This window comes from Pseudomonas sp. DCA-1 (assembly GCF_046523955.1).
Classification (GTDB): Bacteria; Pseudomonadota; Gammaproteobacteria; order Pseudomonadales; family Pseudomonadaceae; genus Aquipseudomonas; species Aquipseudomonas putida_Y.
In genome coordinates this window covers 4,808,751-4,826,924 of the sequence record NZ_CP169881.1, presented here as the reverse complement: position 1 = coordinate 4,826,924, position 18,174 = coordinate 4,808,751, and the positions used below count along the sequence as shown (strand labels likewise).

General features: G+C 61.1%; 17 protein-coding genes. 12 read left to right on the top strand and 5 right to left on the bottom strand.

The features are described 5' to 3' along the window. Positions 1-612: 612 nt before the first annotated feature. A complete protein-coding gene (locus ACE4QZ_RS22735; protein ID WP_258036540.1) occupies positions 613-747 on the bottom strand; it encodes a hypothetical protein in 135 nt (44 codons plus the stop codon). Between the two features lie 48 nt (positions 748-795). Next, positions 796-1,575: a peroxide stress protein YaaA gene (gene yaaA / locus ACE4QZ_RS22730; protein WP_103463050.1), complete on the bottom strand. Its 780-nt coding sequence runs from the start codon at positions 1,573-1,575 to the stop codon at positions 796-798. Between the two features lie 137 nt (positions 1,576-1,712). Here yaaA and ACE4QZ_RS22725 point away from each other — a divergent pair, with 137 nt between their 5' ends. The 5 genes from ACE4QZ_RS22725 (at position 1,713) to moaE (ending at position 5,876) form a co-directional block, all read left to right on the top strand. After that, entirely contained in the window at positions 1,713-2,840 is a 1,128-nt protein-coding gene (locus ACE4QZ_RS22725) for a polysaccharide deacetylase family protein (protein WP_410480191.1), read from the top strand. A 281-nt stretch (positions 2,841-3,121) separates the two neighbouring features. Continuing rightward, positions 3,122-4,516 carry a PhoH family protein gene (locus ACE4QZ_RS22720; RefSeq protein ID WP_021784121.1) on the top strand — a complete coding sequence of 465 codons (1,395 nt, stop codon included), beginning with the start codon at positions 3,122-3,124 and terminating at the stop codon, positions 4,514-4,516. 195 nt (positions 4,517-4,711) lie between these two features. Continuing rightward, entirely contained in the window at positions 4,712-5,182 is a 471-nt protein-coding gene (moaC, locus tag ACE4QZ_RS22715) for a cyclic pyranopterin monophosphate synthase MoaC (RefSeq protein WP_003251775.1), read from the top strand. Then, a complete protein-coding gene (moaD, locus tag ACE4QZ_RS22710; protein WP_084852058.1) occupies positions 5,182-5,427 on the top strand; it encodes a molybdopterin converting factor subunit 1 in 246 nt (81 codons plus the stop codon). The genes moaC and moaD overlap by 1 nt, the downstream gene beginning before the upstream one ends. A gap of 2 nt (positions 5,428-5,429) precedes the next feature. Next, entirely contained in the window at positions 5,430-5,876 is a 447-nt protein-coding gene (gene moaE / locus ACE4QZ_RS22705; RefSeq protein WP_021784123.1) for a molybdopterin synthase catalytic subunit MoaE, read from the top strand. 261 nt (positions 5,877-6,137) lie between these two features. Here moaE and rhlB read toward each other — a convergent pair whose 3' ends face one another. Together rhlB and ACE4QZ_RS22695 are read right to left on the bottom strand one after the other, a co-directional pair. Continuing rightward, positions 6,138-7,580 (bottom strand): ATP-dependent RNA helicase RhlB, encoded by a 1,443-nt coding sequence (gene rhlB, locus ACE4QZ_RS22700; RefSeq protein WP_103463048.1) that lies wholly within the window; start codon positions 7,578-7,580, stop codon positions 6,138-6,140. A gap of 100 nt (positions 7,581-7,680) precedes the next feature. Continuing rightward, complete coding sequence (locus ACE4QZ_RS22695; protein WP_021784125.1) at positions 7,681-8,337, bottom strand: alpha/beta hydrolase; 657 nt, start codon at positions 8,335-8,337, stop codon at positions 7,681-7,683. A 332-nt stretch (positions 8,338-8,669) separates the two neighbouring features. Here ACE4QZ_RS22695 and ACE4QZ_RS22690 point away from each other — a divergent pair, with 332 nt between their 5' ends. From ACE4QZ_RS22690 to ACE4QZ_RS22675, 4 genes are all read left to right on the top strand, one after another. Next, positions 8,670-9,698 carry an amino acid ABC transporter substrate-binding protein gene (locus ACE4QZ_RS22690; protein WP_021784126.1) on the top strand — a complete coding sequence of 343 codons (1,029 nt, stop codon included), beginning with the start codon at positions 8,670-8,672 and terminating at the stop codon, positions 9,696-9,698. Positions 9,699-9,765: 67 nt separating this feature from the next. Continuing rightward, entirely contained in the window at positions 9,766-10,944 is a 1,179-nt protein-coding gene (locus ACE4QZ_RS22685; protein ID WP_103463046.1) for an amino acid ABC transporter permease, read from the top strand. A gap of 10 nt (positions 10,945-10,954) precedes the next feature. Then, on the top strand, positions 10,955-12,052 hold the full coding sequence (locus ACE4QZ_RS22680; RefSeq protein WP_021784128.1) for an amino acid ABC transporter permease: 1,098 nt from the start codon (positions 10,955-10,957) through the stop codon (positions 12,050-12,052). Positions 12,053-12,062: 10 nt separating this feature from the next. Then, positions 12,063-12,827, top strand: a complete 765-nt coding sequence (locus ACE4QZ_RS22675) for an amino acid ABC transporter ATP-binding protein (RefSeq protein WP_003251792.1) — start codon at positions 12,063-12,065, stop codon at positions 12,825-12,827. A 129-nt stretch (positions 12,828-12,956) separates the two neighbouring features. Here ACE4QZ_RS22675 and algW read toward each other — a convergent pair whose 3' ends face one another. Further along, positions 12,957-14,117: a Do family serine endopeptidase AlgW gene (gene algW / locus ACE4QZ_RS22670; protein WP_021784129.1), complete on the bottom strand. Its 1,161-nt coding sequence runs from the start codon at positions 14,115-14,117 to the stop codon at positions 12,957-12,959. A 168-nt stretch (positions 14,118-14,285) separates the two neighbouring features. On the opposite strand from algW, the gene ACE4QZ_RS22665 reads away from it, so the two are divergent. From ACE4QZ_RS22665 to cysN, 3 genes are all read left to right on the top strand, one after another. Next, positions 14,286-15,044, top strand: a complete 759-nt coding sequence (locus ACE4QZ_RS22665; RefSeq protein WP_021784130.1) for a Nif3-like dinuclear metal center hexameric protein — start codon at positions 14,286-14,288, stop codon at positions 15,042-15,044. A gap of 219 nt (positions 15,045-15,263) precedes the next feature. Continuing rightward, entirely contained in the window at positions 15,264-16,181 is a 918-nt protein-coding gene (cysD, locus tag ACE4QZ_RS22660; protein WP_003251799.1) for a sulfate adenylyltransferase subunit CysD, read from the top strand. A gap of 15 nt (positions 16,182-16,196) precedes the next feature. Beyond that, positions 16,197-18,098: a sulfate adenylyltransferase subunit CysN gene (gene cysN, locus ACE4QZ_RS22655; RefSeq protein ID WP_084852049.1), complete on the top strand. Its 1,902-nt coding sequence runs from the start codon at positions 16,197-16,199 to the stop codon at positions 18,096-18,098. The last annotated feature ends 76 nt before the right edge of the window (positions 18,099-18,174 follow it).

Here is an 18,174-nt window from a genome sequence, read left to right as displayed (position 1 = left end):
ATCACCTCATGTGTTTATCACGCCGACACCTCCGAAGAGAGCCGGGCTGGGTTGATTAACAACAGTTTTCGGGCGCACGGATCCATGGCGAATGCACACTTCGCCGAGCGCAGGCAAAATAAATCCGGAGCGCAAAAAGTTATGCACTCAAAGTTGGCACTCGATAGCCATTAATTAAAAAACGTGCCCTGAAATGCAGCCGTCTTTATTGCAATGCGCTACTTGGCGCGTTGCTGTGCTTGTTTTTTCAAGTGGATAAATCCTTTGAAATCAACCACTAGGACGATTTTTAAGGGGCGCGTCTCTCCTGCATGGACAAGGTCTTCGGGGGTTTCCGTAATACCTGTCGAATTTCTCATGGCGGGCAGTGGATACCCGCCGCTGTCATCTGTAAGTCATCTCTCACAGCCCGTAGGCAGGAAAATCGTTACGGCACTATGAGCGATTGGCTTCGGCAGAAGTTCCTGAGCCAGTTTCACTCGAATGAAAGATTTCTAAATATTTATTCAGTTGCGGACAATTTCAAATTGATAGCACGCGGGTGTTTCACCCCCGTGTATCAAGGACGTAACTGTTGCGAGATATTTTTATGCCAGCATCTGAAATTTTTTTTCAGAATTCGTCAAAAAAGGTATGAACGGTCTTATGGCGTTTGGCGATAAAGGGATGCGCGTCGAATTTTTGGCGTCGAATTCGTGGCGTGATGGCGGTTTGCAGCGTGCCCTGTTGCAGGGCAGAGGGGATCACGGCAACTGACCTCTTCGCAGCTTTAGCCGCGAAGAGGGCGTGGCAGGCTCACTCCGCGGGGTGATCGCGCAGGAACACCAAATGGTCCGGCTTGGACTGCTCGGCACTGTAGTAGTAACCCTGAGCATCGAACTGCTTGAGCTGTTCCGGGGTGCTGATGCGCTGCTGGATGACGAAGCGGCTCATCATGCCGCGGGCTTTCTTGGCGTAGAAGCTGATGATCTTGTACTGGCCGTTTTTCTGGTCCTTGAAGTCGACGTTGATCACCCGGGCCTTCAGTGCACTGCGTTTCACTGCACTGAAATACTCGTTACTGGCCAGGTTCAACAGCACGTCATCGCCTTGGTCGGCCAGGGCCTGGTTCAGCCATTCGCTGATGCGCGTGCCCCAGAAGGCGTACAGGTCCTTGCCGCGGGCGTTGGCCAGCTTGGTGCCCATCTCCAGGCGGTAGGGCTGCATCAGGTCGAGCGGGCGCAGCAGGCCATAAAGGCCCGAGAGCATGCGCAGGTGGCCCTGAGCGTAGCTGAAATCGTCTTCAGTCAGGCTCTCGGCATCGAGGCCGGTGTACACGTCACCCTTGAACGCCAGCAGCGCCTGCTTGGCGTTGGCCGGGGTGAAGTCTGGGGTCCAGCTGCCAAAGCGCGCAGCATTCAGGCCGGCGAGCTTGTCGGACAGGTGCATCAGCTCGCTGATCTGCGCCGGCGACAGTTCGCGCAACTGCTGGATCAGGGCCTGGGATTCATCCAGGTACTGGGGCAGGGTGAAACGCTCGGTCACTGGCGGGGTGTCGTAGTCGAGGGTCTTGGCGGGGGAAATCACCGTCAGCATCGGGTCGGCTCCTGGCATCGTTGGCCGAGGATTCTACGGGGTGGGCGGTACAAGTCCAAACTATGGCGACGATAGTCACAGACCATGGTCGGTGCAGGCGCTATAGTTCGCGTTTTGCCGTTGCGGAGCCTTCCACTGTGCGCATTGCTTCTGCTTTGCTGGCCTGCCTGCTGAGCCTGGCCGTGCAAGCCGCCCCTTCACCCCAGGTCAGCCTGGACCGCAGCCTGTGGCCCGAACAGCTGGACAGCCCGGCGCTGTTCGATGTGGCCTCTCGGGCAGAAATCCTTTCGTTCGCCCAAGTACTGCACGAAAGTGAGTTGCTGGATGACGCGACCCTGGCGGCCCGGCTGGGGCTGCGGCAGATCAACCTGCAGAAGGTGCGCCAGGTTCGGGCGCGCATGTGGCTGCGGTTGTGGGAGGGTTATCAACAGGCTCAGCGCAGTTGTGAGCAGGATGCCTCAATTTGCTACCCGGTTACGTCCATGGCGGAGTTACGCACACAAGCGGCAACGTTCGCCACCGATGTCGGTGCGTTCTATACCGGTTGGGTCGAGCCTAGCCACCAGTTCCATGTACGTTACCTGGACGAGCAACTGCGCAAGGCGGCGTTGCTGCCGCAGACCAGCAGTGAAATTGAGCGGTTGTCTTCGCGCGAGCGCAAGGGTGACGAACTGAACGACCGCATGTTCCTGCTGACCTTTGTCGGCGGGCCCGGCCCCGAGGGGGGCAGTACGGATCTACTCACCGACTACCTGCGCCGGCAAAAGCTCGAAGGCACGTTCTTCACGCTCGGTAACCGTTTGCAGCAACGTCGTGATGGCGCCTCGGTACACGCCTTGCGCCAGCTCTATGGCGGGCAGTGCGTGGGCATCCAGGGGTGGGAATACCGCTCCCATGCGCAGTGGATCGACTGGCAGGATTCGCTGCGGCGCAGCCAGGCGCGGGTGCAGGCTGATCTGCCCGAGCAGTATGTACCGCTGTTCAGCCCACCTTATGGCCAGCGCCGGGCTGACGGCGAGGCGTTCATGGCCCGCCAGCAGTTGCGGGTATCGTTGTGGGACATCGATGCCCAGGATGACGGTGTATTGAGCGCAGAGGCGTCCGCGCAGCGCGTATTGACCCTGATGCTGTTGTGGCGCAAGGGTGTGATCCAGTTTCATGACAGCCTTCCCAAGGCGCAGCCGGCGGTGGAATGGCTGCTGCGCAATACCGCGCAAAGCGGTATCGGCTGGGAGGATTGCCGCGAATACGGATACCGCGAATAGAGGGTATGACTTTTGAGCGTAGTCCCCTCTGACGCTGGCGCCAAGGCCTCTTCGTCAATCGGAAAAATAAACTTCAAAAATACGTAAAAGTGCTTTTTTCGGTCATGGTTTTTGCGGTATGAAGAAACCAGACAGCCGATTCCTGCAGCACAGGTGGCGTCATCCGGGCTCACCTGGCCAGGTTCGCTTCCCGCCCGTAACAACGCGGATACGGGGACAGCGGCAGTCACTCTGCGGCGTAACAGACCACGCCGTGTGGCTTCGACATAAGGTGACCGAGTATGGATGACCAAGGACGCAACCCTTCCTCCAGCAAGCCAATCCTGTATGTGCTCGATACCAACGTCCTGATTCACGACCCTAACGCGTTACTGAACTTCGAGGAGCACCATGTCGCCATCCCGATGACGGTGCTGGAGGAACTCGACAAGCTCAAGACCGGCAAACAGAGCATCGCCGCCGAATGCCGCCAGGCCATCCGCCTGATAGACCAGACCCTCGGTGACGCTTCGCCCAGCGATGTCGAGCAGGGCGTGCCGATCCAGCGCAACAAGAGTGGCCCCAAGGGGTTCCTGTCCATCCTGATGACCCCGCGCAACGAGCCGAACAAGCTGCTGCCGGAAAACCTCAACGACAACATCATCATCAACCAGTTGCTCGAAGTTCGGGCCCGGCGCACCGACCTGGATGTCGTGCTGGTCACCAAAGACATCAACATGCGCCTGAAGGCGCGCGCTTGCGGTATAGCGGCTGAGGACTACAGCACCGACCAACTGGTCGATGACGTGTCCCTTTTGTCCAAGGGCTACCATTCGGTCACCGGCTCGTTCTGGGACCGCGTGAGCAAGGTCGATACCCGTCAGGAGCGTGGCCGCACCTGGCATCGGGTGCAGATGATCGACAACCTGCCAGCCGTGCACGTCAACGAGTTCATCATCGATGAGCAGGGCTTCGTCGGATGGATCAAGGGCATCCGTGACGACGAACTGCTACTGCTCGACCTGCACCAGGAACCGTTGCTGCATCAGGAAGCCTGGGGCCTGAAACCACGCGACATTCACCAAAGCCTGGCACTGTTCGCCCTGCTGGACCCGGATATCCACCTGGTGAACCTGACCGGCGCCGCCGGCTCCGGTAAAACCATCCTGGCGCTGGCTGCGGCCATCGAGCAAACCATGGTCAGCAAGCGCTACCGGCGCATCATCGCCACCCGCAGCGTGCAGGGGCTGGACCAGGAGATTGGCTTCCTGCCGGGCACCGAAGCAGAGAAGATGGAGCCGTGGCTGGGCGCCATCACCGACAACCTCGAAGCTTTGCACATGGATGACGAAAGCACCCATGGCAGCGTCGAATACATCCTCGAGCGCGTGCCGCTGCAGTTCAAATCGCTGAACTACATCCGTGGCCGTAGCTTCCAGCAGAGCCTGATCCTGATTGACGAGTGCCAGAACCTGACGCCGCACCAGATGAAAACCATCATCACCCGTGCCGGCTCCGGGTCCAAGGTGGTCTGCCTGGGCAACCTCGCGCAGATCGACACCCCCTACCTGTCCGCGACCAGCTCGGGGCTGACCTACCTGACCGAGCGCTTCAAGGACTTCCCAAATGGCGTGCACATCACCCTGCAGGGCGTGCCTCGCTCGGTGCTGGCCGAGTACGCTGAGTCGCATTTGTAAACCATGTAGCCGGGCAGATTACTGCCCGGCCTCTTCACGGGCACGCCCGCTCACAGGATGTCCACTTGAATCGAGATCGTGGAGCGCCTGTAGGAGCGGGCGTGCCCGTGAAGAGGCCAAACCTGGCGACACATATCTCTGCTCAAACCTGACCCACAGGTTTACACTGCGAACTCCCTTCACAGGAGCAGAGCAGTGCTGACACATCTTGATTCCCAGGGGCGGGCCAACATGGTCGACGTCACTGAAAAGGCCGTGACCGAGCGCGAGGCTACCGCCGAGGCGCGGGTGCGCATGTTGCCGCAGACCTTGCAGATGATCGTCGACGGTGAACACCCCAAGGGTGACGTGTTCGCCGTGGCGCGCATTGCCGGGATACAGGCGGCGAAAAAAACCAGCGACCTGATTCCGCTGTGCCACCCGCTGATGCTCACCAGCGTCAAGGTCGAGCTCAGCGCCGAGGGACAGGATGCCGTGCGCATCGTCGCCCGCTGCAAGCTGGCCGGGCAGACCGGCGTGGAGATGGAGGCGCTGACCGCCGCCAGTGTGGCCGCGCTGACGATCTATGACATGTGCAAGGCTGTGGATAAAGGTATGGTCATCGAGCAGGTGCGCCTGCTGGAAAAACTCGGTGGCAAGAGTGGCCATTACAAGGTGGAGGCGTGATGAAGGTCAAGGTGATGTACTTCGCCCGTTACCGCGAACTGTTGGGCGTGGATGCCGAGCGGGTGGAGGGGGCGTTCAAGGTGCTTGATGATGTGCGCCAGGTCTTGGTAGCCAAGGGCGGGCAGTACGAAGTGCTGGCCGAGCAGAACCTGATGTGCGCGCGCAACGAAGAGCTGTGCAAGCTCGATGAACCGCTGGAAGAGGGCGATGAAGTGGCGTTCTTCCCGCCGGTGACCGGAGGCTGAATATGGCTGTGCGAGTACAGGAAGGCGCGTTCGACCCCGGGGCCGAGACCAATGCCATGCATGCGGCCAATGTGGGCGTGGGCGCGGTGGTCGGTTTTGTCGGCTATGTGCGGGATTTCAACGATGGCCGCGAAGTGGCGGGGATGTTCCTCGAGCACTATCCGGGCATGACCGAAAAGGCCCTGGCCAAGATCGTGGTCGAGGCCGAGCAGCGTTGGCCGCTGTTGAAGGTAGAGGTGCTGCACCGCATCGGTGCGCTGGAGCCGGGCGAACCGATTGTGTTCGTGGGGGTAGCCAGTGCCCATCGACAGGCGGCGTTCGATGCCTGCAACTTCATCATGGACTACCTGAAAACCCGGGCGCCGTTCTGGAAGAAGGAGAATACCCAGGAAGGGCCAAGGTGGGTGGAGGGGAAACAGAGTGACCAGGATGCGGCGCAGCGCTGGTAATCAAGGCGCCACCGATCGCCTGTAGGAGCGGGTTTACCCGCGAAGGGGCCGGGCCTGCTGGCCAATCTCCACCCGCCGTTCACCGTTGCCGCCACTACCGTATTCGCGGGTAAACCCGCTCCTACAGGGGGCCTTGTGTCGCGAAAGGGCCGCGTAGCGGCCCCCGACAATCTGCGCATCAAAGCCGAAATCCCGGGGCCGCTGTGCGGCCCAATCGCGACACAAGGCCGCTCCCACAGGGGGCGTGTAGCCCGCTGAAGGTCAGTGATGCTTGCGCGGCACCGGCTTGAGCAGTTCATCCGGCGGCATCTCGCACTTGATCTTGCGCCCCAGCAGCGCTTCGATCGCCGGCAGCTGATACGAGTCATCCTCACCGGCAAAGCTGATCGATACACCACTGGTGCCGGCACGGCCGGTACGGCCAATGCGGTGCACGTAGTCGTCAGGGTCTTCCGGCAGTGTGAAGTTGATCACGTGGCTGATGCCATCGATATGGATCCCGCGCCCGGCCACGTCGGTGGCCACCAGCACGGTGATGCGCCCTTCGCGGAAGCTCTCCAGCGTGCGGATGCGCTTGTGCTGCGGCACGTCGCCCGACAGCTGGGCGGCATTGATGCCGTCGCGTACCAGCTTCTCCTCGATGCGCCGCACTTCGTCCTTGCGGTTGGCGAACACCATCACCCGTTCCCACTTGTTCTGGGTCACCAGGTTGTACAGCAGTTTGTACTTGTCGCTGCCGGCCACCGCATACACGTGTTGCTCGACCGTTTCGCTGGCCACGTTCTCCGGCTCGATCTCGACGATGGCCGGGTTGGTGGTCCACTGCTTGGCCAGGTTCATCACATCGTCGGTGAAGGTGGCGGAGAACAGCAGGGTCTGGCGCTCGCTTTTCGGCGGTGTCTGACGAATGATTTGGCGGACCTGGGGGATGAAACCCATGTCGAGCATGCGGTCGGCTTCGTCAAGCACCATCACCTCGACCATGTCCAGGTGCACTTCGCCGCGCTGGTTGAAGTCCAGCAGGCGGCCCGGGGTAGCCACCAGGATATCGCAGTGGCGCGCTTCCAGGGCTTTGAGCTGCTTGTCGAAGTCCATGCCACCGACGAAGCTCATCACGTTCAGGCCGGTGTACTTGGTCAGGGCAGCGGCGTCCTTGGCGATCTGCACCACCAGCTCGCGGGTGGGCGCGATGATCAGCGCGCGCGGTTCGCCCATGTAGCGCTCTTTAGGCGGTGGCGTCTGCTGCAACTGGGAAATGATCGAGATCAGGAAGGCGGCCGTCTTGCCGGTACCCGTCTGGGCCCGGCCGATGGCGTCCTGGCCACGCAGGGTGTAACCCAGGACCTGCGCCTGGATCGGCGTGCAGTACGGGAAGCCCAGGTCGTGGATGGCGTGCATCAGCTCGTTGGACAGCTTGAAGTCGTGGAAGCGGGTTTTGCCTTCCTGTGGCTCGACCACAAAGTCTTCGGGCTTCCACAGGCTGGCCTGTGGCTTGGGCTTGCGTTCGCGGCGCGGTTTGTCCTTGGCCGGTTGTTCGGCAGGTAGCGTAGCGGCGGCAGGTGGCTCAGCCTTGGGGGCGGGGTTGGCATGTGTTGCGGCCGGTATTGCCGCGGGCCGGGCTTCCGGCGTCACGCTGGCAGCAGGAGCGGCGGCTTGCGGCGCGGCCTCTCCCTTGCCGAATATTTTTCTGAGTGCTTTGAGCACGGTCGTCTCATCAACTGATTAAGGAATGTACGCCGGGCAGTGTAATGCAAGATCCGGGCGCGGCGTAGCGGAATACGCCCACAACTACAAGCGAGGCAACCTATTGCAGCTGCTTGCTCAGCCAGTCGTGGATATCGTTCAGCTCTTCGACCACCACTTCGTGTTCCATCGGGTATTCGTACCAGCGGGCAGCGACGCCCCAGATGTTCAGGTACTCGAATGCGGTGCGGCCCATGGACGGGATTACCACTGGGTCATGCACGCCATGCAGGCACAGGGCCGGGGTTCGTTGCTGGCAGGCACTCAACTGGTGCTGGTCATTGAAAGTGGGGGCATAGGTGGACAGGGCGATCACTCCGCCCAGTGCCTCCTGCCACTTTATATAGGCAGTGTGCAGCACCACCGCGCCGCCCTGGGAGAAGCCGGCCAGGAAGATCCGCGACAGGTTGATGCCTTTGGCCTGCTCGGCCTTGATCAGTGCGACCACCTGCTCGGCAGACTCTTCCAGCTGCGCTTCGTCGATGGCGCGGGCCGGGGTCATGGCCTTTATGTCATACCAGCTGGGCATGGCATAGCCGCCGTTGATGGTCACGGGGCGGGTGGGTGCCTGGGGCATGATGAAGCGTGTGCTGAGCAAGCGCTCCTGCATGAATTCGGCCACAGGTAGGAAGTCGTAACGGTCGGCCCCCAGACCGTGCAACCAGATCACACAGGCGTCAGCGGTTTTCTGTGGTTCGAGAATCAGCGGGTTGGTCATGACTGCTCCGAAAGTGTGCGGGTCTTGTTATGGCGTGCGTGAAAAGTAGGCACCGGGAATGATTGTCGGAAAAAGAATGTCGCAACGATACAACTTTTCCTACTTGACGAGCGCTTAAACGCTACAGCGCGACAATCTGGTACGCGCTTTGCAGTTCAACCTGTGATGCAAAGGGCAGGCCGTGACGGTAACACCCTCTGCACGCGAAGGCTGTCACAGAACAGTCCATTGCGCCAATTGACCCAATAACAAGCCAATACGGGTCGGATACGCCTCAAAAGGGTGCGGTGCAATTCCGGCTCGATACAACAAGAGCGATTTGGAGGTTGTGAATGAAGATGTTGAAAACCACCCTGGCAGTCCTGACCGCTGCCGCCGCGCTGGGCGCCGTGAGCAATGCCCAGGCCGGCGCCACCTATGATGCGGTCAAGAAGAAGGGCTTCGTCCAGTGTGGCGTGAGCGACGGTCTTCCAGGCTTCTCGGTACCTGATGCGAAGGGCAAGATCGTCGGCATCGACGCCGATGTCTGCCGCGCCGTGGCCGCCGCCGTATTCGGCGATGCCACCAAGGTCAAGTTCAGCCAGCTCAACGCCAAGGAACGCTTCACTGCCCTGCAATCGGGCGAGGTCGATGTGCTGTCGCGTAACACCACCTGGACCAGCTCGCGCGATGCCGGCATGGGTCTGGTATTCACGGGTGTCACCTACTATGACGGCGTTGGCTTCCTGGTCAACAAGAAGCTCGGCGTTTCCAGCGCCAAAGAGCTCGATGGCGCGACCATCTGCATCCAGGCCGGTACCACCACCGAGCTGAACGTCTCGGACTTCTTCCGCGCCAATGGCCTGAAGTACACCCCGATTACCTTCGACACCTCTGACGAGAGCGCCAAATCGCTGGAGTCTGGCCGTTGCGACGTGCTGACTTCGGACAAATCGCAGCTGTTCGCCCAGCGCTCCAAACTGGCCGCGCCGACCGAATACGTGGTGTTGCCGGAAACCATCTCCAAGGAACCGCTGGGCCCGGTAGTGCGCAAAGGCGACGAGGATTGGTTCAGCATCGTCAAGTGGACCTTGTTCGCCATGCTCAACGCCGAAGAGGCGGGCATCACCTCCAAGAACGTCGAGGCCGAAGCCAAGTCCACCAAGAACCCGGATGTCGCCCGACTGCTGGGTGCGGATGGCGAGTACGGCAAGGACCTCAAGCTGCCCAAAGACTGGGTAGTGCAGATCGTCAAGCAAGTGGGTAACTATGGCGAAGTGTTCGAGAAGAACCTGGGCCAGAGCACTAACCTGAAGATCGACCGTGGCATGAACGCCCTGTGGAACAACGGCGGCATCCAGTACGCGCCTCCAGTGCGCTGATGGCTGCACCCTGCGGCGGCATTCGGCCGCCGCAGGTTGTTCGGAACCCTACTTTCCGGGGCATTTCATGCAAAATCGAATCGGCGCACAAAAGGGGCTATCCCTGAATGATCCGCGTGTGCGCGCGTGGCTGTTCCAGATTCTCACGATCGTCTTCGTGGTCGGTCTGGGCTGGTACCTGTTCCACAACACGCAGACCAACCTTCAACACCGGGGCATCACCTCGGGCTTCGAGTTCCTCGACCGCAGTGCCGGCTTCGGTATCGCCCAGCACCTGATCCCCTATGTGGAATCCGACAGTTATGCGCGGGTGTTCGTCATCGGCCTGCTCAATACGCTGTTGGTGACCTTCATCGGCATCATTCTGGCGACGATACTGGGCTTCATCATCGGTGTGGCTCGCCTGTCACCGAACTGGATGATCAACAAACTGGCGACCGTGTATGTGGAAACCTTCCGCAACATTCCGCCGTTGTTGCAGATCCTGTTCTGGTACTTCGCCGTGTTCCTGACTCTGCCGGGACCGCGGGGCAGCATCAACTTCGATGACAAGTTCTTCATCAGCAACCGTGGCTTGAACATGCCTGGCGCGACCATGGCTGATGGCTTCTGGCCATTTGTGGTGGCCTTGGCAATAGCCATTGCCGCTATAGCCGTGATGGTGCGCTACGCCAACAAGCGCTTCAACGAAACTGGTGTGCCGTTCCACAAGTTCTGGGCAGGGCTGTTGCTGTTCATCGCCATCCCGAGCCTGAGCGTGCTGTTGTTCGGCAGCCCGGTAACCTGGGATATGCCGCAGCTCAAGGGCTTCAACTTCGTCGGGGGCTGGGTGCTGATCCCAGAGCTGCTGGCGCTGACCTTGGCGCTGACTATCTATACGGCAGCCTTCATCGCCGAAATCGTGCGTTCCGGCATCCGTTCGGTCAGCCATGGCCAGACCGAAGCGGCTCGCTCGTTGGGCCTGCGCGAGGGCCCGACCCTGCGCAAGGTGATTATCCCCCAGGCACTGCGGGTGATCATTCCGCCGCTGACCAGCCAGTACCTGAACCTGGCGAAGAACTCGTCGCTGGCGGCCGGTATCGGCTATCCGGAGATGGTCTCGCTGTTCGCCGGTACCGTGCTCAACCAGACCGGACAAGCCATCGAGGTGATCGCCATCACCATGAGCGTCTATCTCGCCATCAGCATCAGCATTTCGCTGCTGATGAACTGGTACAACAAGCGCATTGCGCTGATCGAGCGATGAGGATACGCCCGTGAATGCCCATGTTTTCAAACCTGACATGCCGCCACCGGTGAAAACCGTCGGCGTGCTCGCATGGATGCGCACCAATCTGTTCTCCAACTGGCTCAACACGCTGCTGACCTTGTTCGCGATCTACCTGATATGGCTGATTGTGCCGCCATTGCTACAGTGGGCGTTGCTCGACGCCAACTGGGTCGGCACCACCCGTGCCGATTGCACCAAGGAGGGCGCCTGCTGGGTGTTCGTGCAGCAGCGCTTCGGCCAGTTCATGTACGGCTACTACCCCACCGAGCTGCGCTGGCGCGTGGACCTGACCGTGTGGCTTGCAGTCATCGGCGCCGCGCCATTGTTCATCAAGCGTTTCCCGCGCAAGGCCATCTACGGCCTGGCCTTCCTGGTGCTGTACCCGGTGTTGGCCTACACCCTGCTGCATGGGGGGTATCTGGGCCTGCAAAACGTACCCACCAGCCAGTGGGGCGGGCTGATGCTGACCCTGGTGATCGCTACCGTGGGCATTGTCGGCGCCTTGCCTTTGGGCATCCTGCTGGCCCTGGGCCGGCGTTCGAGGATGCCGGCCGTGAAGGTGGTGTGTGTGACCTTCATCGAGTTCTGGCGCGGCGTACCGCTGATCACCGTGTTGTTCATGTCGTCGGTGATGTTGCCGCTGTTCCTGCCCGAAGGCATGAGCTTCGACAAGCTGCTGCGGGCGATGATCGGTGTAATCCTGTTCCAGTCGGCGTACATCGCCGAGGTGGTGCGTGGCGGCCTGCAGGCCATCCCCAAGGGTCAGTACGAAGCCGCCGCGGCCATGGGCCTTGGCTACTGGCGCTCGATGGGGCTGGTGATCCTGCCGCAGGCGCTGAAGCTTGTGATTCCCGGCATCGTCAACACCTTCATTGCCCTGTTCAAGGACACCAGCCTGGTGATCATCATCGGCCTGTTCGACCTGCTGAACAGCGTCAAGCAAGCAGCCGCAGACCCGGCCTGGCTGGGCATGGCCACCGAGGGCTACGTGTTCGCCGCCCTGGTGTTCTGGATTTTCTGTTTCGGTATGTCCCGCTACTCCATGCATCTGGAGCGCAAGCTGGACACTGGCCACAAGCGTTAGGAGTTTCGAAATGAGTGAAGCGATCAAGCAGCCTGCTGGCCCCGAAGGCATCATCCAGATGCAGGGTGTGAACAAGTGGTATGGCCAGTTCCATGTGCTCAAGGACATCAACCTGAACGTGCGCCAGGGCGAACGCATCGTGCTGTGCGGGCCATCCGGCTCGGGCAAGTCCACCACCATCCGCTGCCTTAACCGTCTGGAAGAGCACCAGCAAGGGCGTATCGTGGTCGATGGCGTGGAGCTGACCAACGACCTCAAGCAGATCGAGGCCATCCGCCGCGAGGTGGGCATGGTGTTCCAGCACTTCAACCTGTTCCCGCACCTGAGCATTCTGGAGAACTGCACCCTGGCGCCAATGTGGGTGCGCAAGATGCCACGGCGCAAGGCCGAGGAAATTGCCATGCACTACCTGGAGCGTGTGCGGATTCCGGAGCAGGCACACAAGTACCCCGGGCAGTTGTCCGGCGGCCAGCAGCAGCGTGTGGCCATCGCCCGCGCGTTGTGCATGAAGCCCAAGATCATGCTGTTCGACGAGCCGACGTCGGCACTGGACCCGGAAATGGTCAAGGAAGTACTCGATACCATGGTGGGCCTGGCCGAGGATGGCATGACCATGCTCTGTGTGACCCACGAAATGGGCTTTGCCCGTACCGTGGCGAACCGGGTTATCTTCATGGACAAGGGCGAGATTGTGGAGCAGGCCGCGCCGGATGATTTCTTCGACCGGCCGCGCAGTGACCGGACCAAGTTGTTCCTCAGCCAGATCCTCCACTGATGCTGTTTGGGCTGCGCGGCAGCCCTTCGCGGGCGTGCCCGCTCCCACATGTTTAGCGTTGGCTTTGGAGCCTACTTAAATCCTGTGGGAGCGGGCGTGCCCGCGAAGGGCCGCAACGCAGCCCCGGCTTTATTTATTTTCCTGGCTGGCAGCCGGCGCCGGCGGCGGCCGCAGCCCCACCTCGGCGATCAGTTTCAACGGCTGCCCGTTGCGCATCACCTCAATGGTGATCTTCTCGTTGGGCTTGATCCGCGCTACCTGGTTCATCGACTTGCGCCCGTCTCCGGCCGGCTCGCCATTGATGCTCAGGATCACGTCACCCAGTTGCAGCCCGGCCTTGGCGGCTGGCCCTTCGCGGAAGATGCCCGCCACCACGATGCCTGGGCGGTCCTTCATGCCGAACGACTCTGCCAGCTCCTGGCTCAGTGGCTGTACTTCGATGCCCAGCCAGCCACGTATCACCTGGCCATGTTCGACGATCGACTTCATCACCTCCAGTGCCAGCTTTACCGGGATGGCGAAGCCGATGCCCTGCGAGCCGCCGGACTTGGAGAAGATCGCGGTATTGATGCCGATCAGGTTGCCATTGGCATCCACCAGCGCACCACCGGAGTTGCCTGGGTTGATCGCCGCGTCGGTCTGGATGAAGTCTTCGTAGTTGTTAAGCCCCAGCTGATTGCGGCCAGTGGCGCTGATGATGCCCATGGTCACAGTCTGGCCGACGCCGAACGGGTTGCCGATGGCCAGCGACACGTCGCCGATGCGAATGTTGTCGGAACGGCCGATGGTGATTGCCGGCAGGTTCTTCAAGTCGATCTTCAGCACCGCAAGGTCGGTTTCCGGGTCGCTGCCGATCACGCGGGCCAAAGTCTCGCGGCCATCCTTCAGGGCGACGACGATCTGGTCGGCGCCGCTGGTGACATGGTTGTTGGTCAGCAGGTAGCCCTCAGGGCTCATGATTACCGCCGAGCCCAGGCTTGATTCCCAGCGGCGCTGTTTGGGCAGGTTGTCACCGAAGAAGCGGCGGAACTGCGGGTCCTCGAACAGCGGGTGGGCGCTTTTGTTCACCACCTTGGTGGTGTACAGGTTGGCCACCGCCGGGGCGGCCAGGGTCACGGCGTCGGCGTACGACACCGGACCTTGCATGATCCGCGTGGTCTGTGGCGCTTGCTGCAGGTTGACGTCCTGGCTGGGCAGCCCGACCCATTGCGGAAAACGCTGGATGATCAGCATGGCGATCAGTATGCCGGTAAGCAGGGGCCAGCCGAAGTAACGCAAAGCCTTGAACATGAACGAATCCTGGAAAGAGCAGGGGCCAGCGGCCTGGCAGTGGGGCATGAGCGCGCGCGATCATACACCGGTTCCCCCAGTGACGGCGACGGCCCATAATGGCCGGCATTATACGGGCGTTCGTCAGGCGTTGCGCCCGAGAAAAGCGCAGTTTTCGAGGAGATTTTCATGGCCGTTGCTCTAAGTACCCTGGTCGAGGAAGCCGAGCGTTATCTGGGCAGTGCGAAGATCCAGGATTATTGCCCAAATGGCCTGCAGGTCGAAGGCCGGCCGCAGGTTAGCCGTATTGTCAGTGGTGTTACCGCCAGCCAGGCATTGCTGGATGCCGCGGTCGAGGCCGAGGCCGATCTGGTGCTGGTGCACCATGGTTATTTCTGGAAGGGCGAGAACCCGTGCATCACCGGCATTCGCCAGCGTCGCCTGAAGACCTTGCTGAATAACGATATCAGTCTGCTGGCGTTTCACCTGCCCTTGGACGTGCACCCGGAAGTCGGCAACAACGTGCAACTGGCGCGGCAACTGGAGATCACTGTCGAAGGGCCACTTGACCCGGAAAACCCCAAAGTGGTCGGGCTGATCGGTTCGCTGGCCGAATCCATGACCGCGCGCGATTTTGCCCGTCGGGTTCAAGGCGTGCTGGGGCGTGAGCCGTTGCTGGTCGAAGGCAACGACATGATCCGCCGGGTGGGCTGGTGCACCGGCGGCGGGCAGGGCTATATCGACACGGCGATTGCCGCCGGGGTGGACCTGTACCTGACCGGTGAGGCGTCCGAGCAGACCTACCACAGTGCGCGCGAGAATGGCGTCAGCTTCATTGCCGCCGGGCACCATGCCACCGAGCGCTATGGCGTGCAGGCGCTGGGCGATTACCTGGCACGACGGTTCGCGGTGGAGCACCTGTTCATCGATTGCCCTAATCCCATCTGATAGCGGTGTCGCCCTCTTCGCGGCAAACCCGTTCCTACACGGGCCTGTAGGAGCGGATTCACCCGCGAAGAGGCCGGCCCTGCCAGCCCAAACCCCCAGTCATATCGTTAGATTTTTTCGATCTAGCCAGCCTCCTAAATAGAAGCAGCCGCTGTGATAAAGTGGCTCGCTCGAACACGGCCCGCAGGCCGTCCATAAGATCGTTTTTCGTGAGTAGCCATGGTCGACAAACTGACGCACTTGAAACAGCTGGAGGCGGAGAGCATCCACATCATCCGCGAGGTGGCCGCCGAGTTCGACAACCCGGTGATGCTGTACTCGATCGGCAAGGACTCCGCCGTGATGCTGCACCTGGCGCGCAAGGCCTTCTTCCCGGGCAAGCTGCCGTTCCCGGTGATGCACGTCGACACCCAGTGGAAATTCCAGGAGATGTACAGCTTCCGCGACAAGATGGTCGAGGAAATGGGCCTGGAGCTGATCACCCACGTCAACCCCGAGGGTGTGGCGCAGGGTATCAACCCGTTCACCCATGGCAGCTCCAAGCATACCGACATCATGAAGACCCAGGGCCTGAAGCAGGCGTTGGACAAGCATGGTTTCGACGCTGCCTTCGGTGGCGCGCGCCGCGACGAAGAGAAGTCGCGGGCCAAGGAGCGTGTGTATTCGTTCCGTGACAGCAAGCACCGCTGGGACCCGAAGAACCAGCGCCCCGAGCTGTGGAACGTGTACAACGGCAAGGTCAACAAGGGTGAGTCGATCCGTGTCTTCCCGTTGTCGAACTGGACCGAACTGGACATCTGGCAGTACATCTACCTTGAAGGCATCCCGATCGTGCCGCTGTACTTCGCTGCCGAGCGTGAAGTCATCGAGAAGAACGGCACCCTGATCATGATCGACGACGAGCGCATCCTCGAGCACCTCTCCGAGGAAGAAAAAGCCCGCATCGTCAAGAAGAAGGTGCGTTTCCGTACCCTCGGCTGCTACCCGCTGACGGGCGCTGTCGAATCGGAAGCCGAGACCCTGACGGACATCATTCAGGAAATGCTCCTGACCCGTACGTCCGAACGCCAGGGCCGTGTCATCGATCACGATGGCGCCGGCTCCATGGAAGACAAGAAACGCCAAGGCTACTTCTAATTTCAGGGTTACTCCATGTCGCACCAATCTGATCTGATCAGCGAGGACATCCTCGCCTACCTGGCCCAGCATGAGCGCAAGGAACTGCTGCGCTTTCTGACTTGCGGCAACGTTGACGACGGCAAGAGCACCCTGATCGGGCGCCTGCTGCACGATTCGAAGATGATCTACGAGGACCACCTCGAGGCCATCACCCGTGATTCGAAGAAAGTCGGCACCACCGGCGAAGAAGTCGACCTGGCGCTGCTGGTAGATGGCCTGCAGGCCGAGCGCGAGCAGGGCATCACCATCGATGTCGCCTACCGCTACTTCTCCACCGCCAAGCGCAAGTTCATCATCGCCGACACCCCGGGCCACGAGCAGTACACCCGCAACATGGCTACCGGTGCGTCCACCTGCGACCTGGCGATCATCTTGGTCGATGCCCGCTACGGTGTGCAGACCCAGACCCGTCGCCACAGCTACATCGCGTCGTTGCTGGGCATCAAGCACATCGTGGTCGCGGTCAACAAGATGGACCTGAAGGGCTTCGATGAAGGCGTCTTCGAGTCGATCAAGGCCGACTACCTGAAGTTTGCCGAAGCCATCAACCTGACCCCGAGCAGCCTGCACTTCGTGCCGATGTCGGCGCTCAAGGGTGACAACGTGGTCAACCACAGCGAGCAATCGCCGTGGTACGCCGGCCCGACGCTGATGGAAATCCTCGAAACCGTCGAGGTTTCGGCCGACCGCAACTTCACCGACCTGCGTTTCCCGGTGCAGTACGTCAACCGTCCCAACCTGAACTTCCGCGGCTTCGCTGGCACCATTGCCAGCGGCGTGGTGCACAAAGGTGACGAGATTGTCGTGCTGCCGTCGGGCAAGAGCAGCCGGGTCAAGTCCATCGTCACCTACGAAGGTGAACTGGAAAACGCCGGCCCAGGCCAGGCCGTGACCCTGACCATGGAAGACGAGATCGACATCTCCCGTGGCGACCTGCTGGTACATGCCGACAACGTCCCGCCGGTAACTGACCACTTCGACGCCATGCTGGTGTGGATGGCCGAGGAGCCGATGCTCCCGGGCAAGAAATACGACATCAAGCGTGCCACCAGCTACGTACCAGGCTCGATTGCCAGCATCACCCACAAGGTCGATGTGAACACCCTGGAGCAGGGCGCTGCCAGCGCGCTGCAGCTGAACGAGATCGGCCGCGTCAAGGTTGCCCTGGACACCTCGATTGCCCTGGACGGTTACGACAGCAACCGCACCACCGGTGCGTTCATCGTCATCGACCGCCTGACCAATGGCACCGTTGGCGCCGGCATGATCATCGCCCCGCCCGTGTTGCCACACGGCAGCACCGGCCATCATGGCAAGCAGGCCCACGTGTCCACCGAAGAGCGCGCCCTGCGCTTCGGCCAGCAGCCAGCCACCGTGCTGTTCAGCGGCCTGTCGGGTGCTGGCAAGAGCACCTTGGCTTATGCCGTGGAGCGCAAGCTGTTCGACATGGGCCGCGCGGTGTACGTGCTCGACGGCCAGAACCTGCGTCACGACCTGAACAAGGGCCTGCCACAGGACCGCGCCGGCCGCACCGAGAACTGGCGCCGCGCCGCCCACGTGGCGCGCCAGTTCAACGAAGCCGGCATGCTGACCCTGGCTGCGTTCGTGGCCCCGGATGCCGAAGGCCGCGAACAGGCCAAGGCGCTGATCGGCAAGGAGCGCCTGGTGACCGTTTACGTCCAGGCCTCGCCGCTGGTCTGCCGCGAGCGTGACCCGCAAGGCCTGTACGCTGCCGGTGGCGACAACATCCCGGGCGAGAGCTTCCCGTTCGATGTGCCGCTGGATGCTGATCTTGTGATCGACACCCAGGCCACCAGCGTGGACGAAGGCGTGAAACAGGTGCTGGACGTGCTGCGTCAGCGTGGCGCGATCTAAGCGCTAGCCTGCAAGGAGAACCCCGCTTCGGCGGGGTTTTTTGTCTCGCGTTCAGGATCCTTCCCACTGTTCGGAA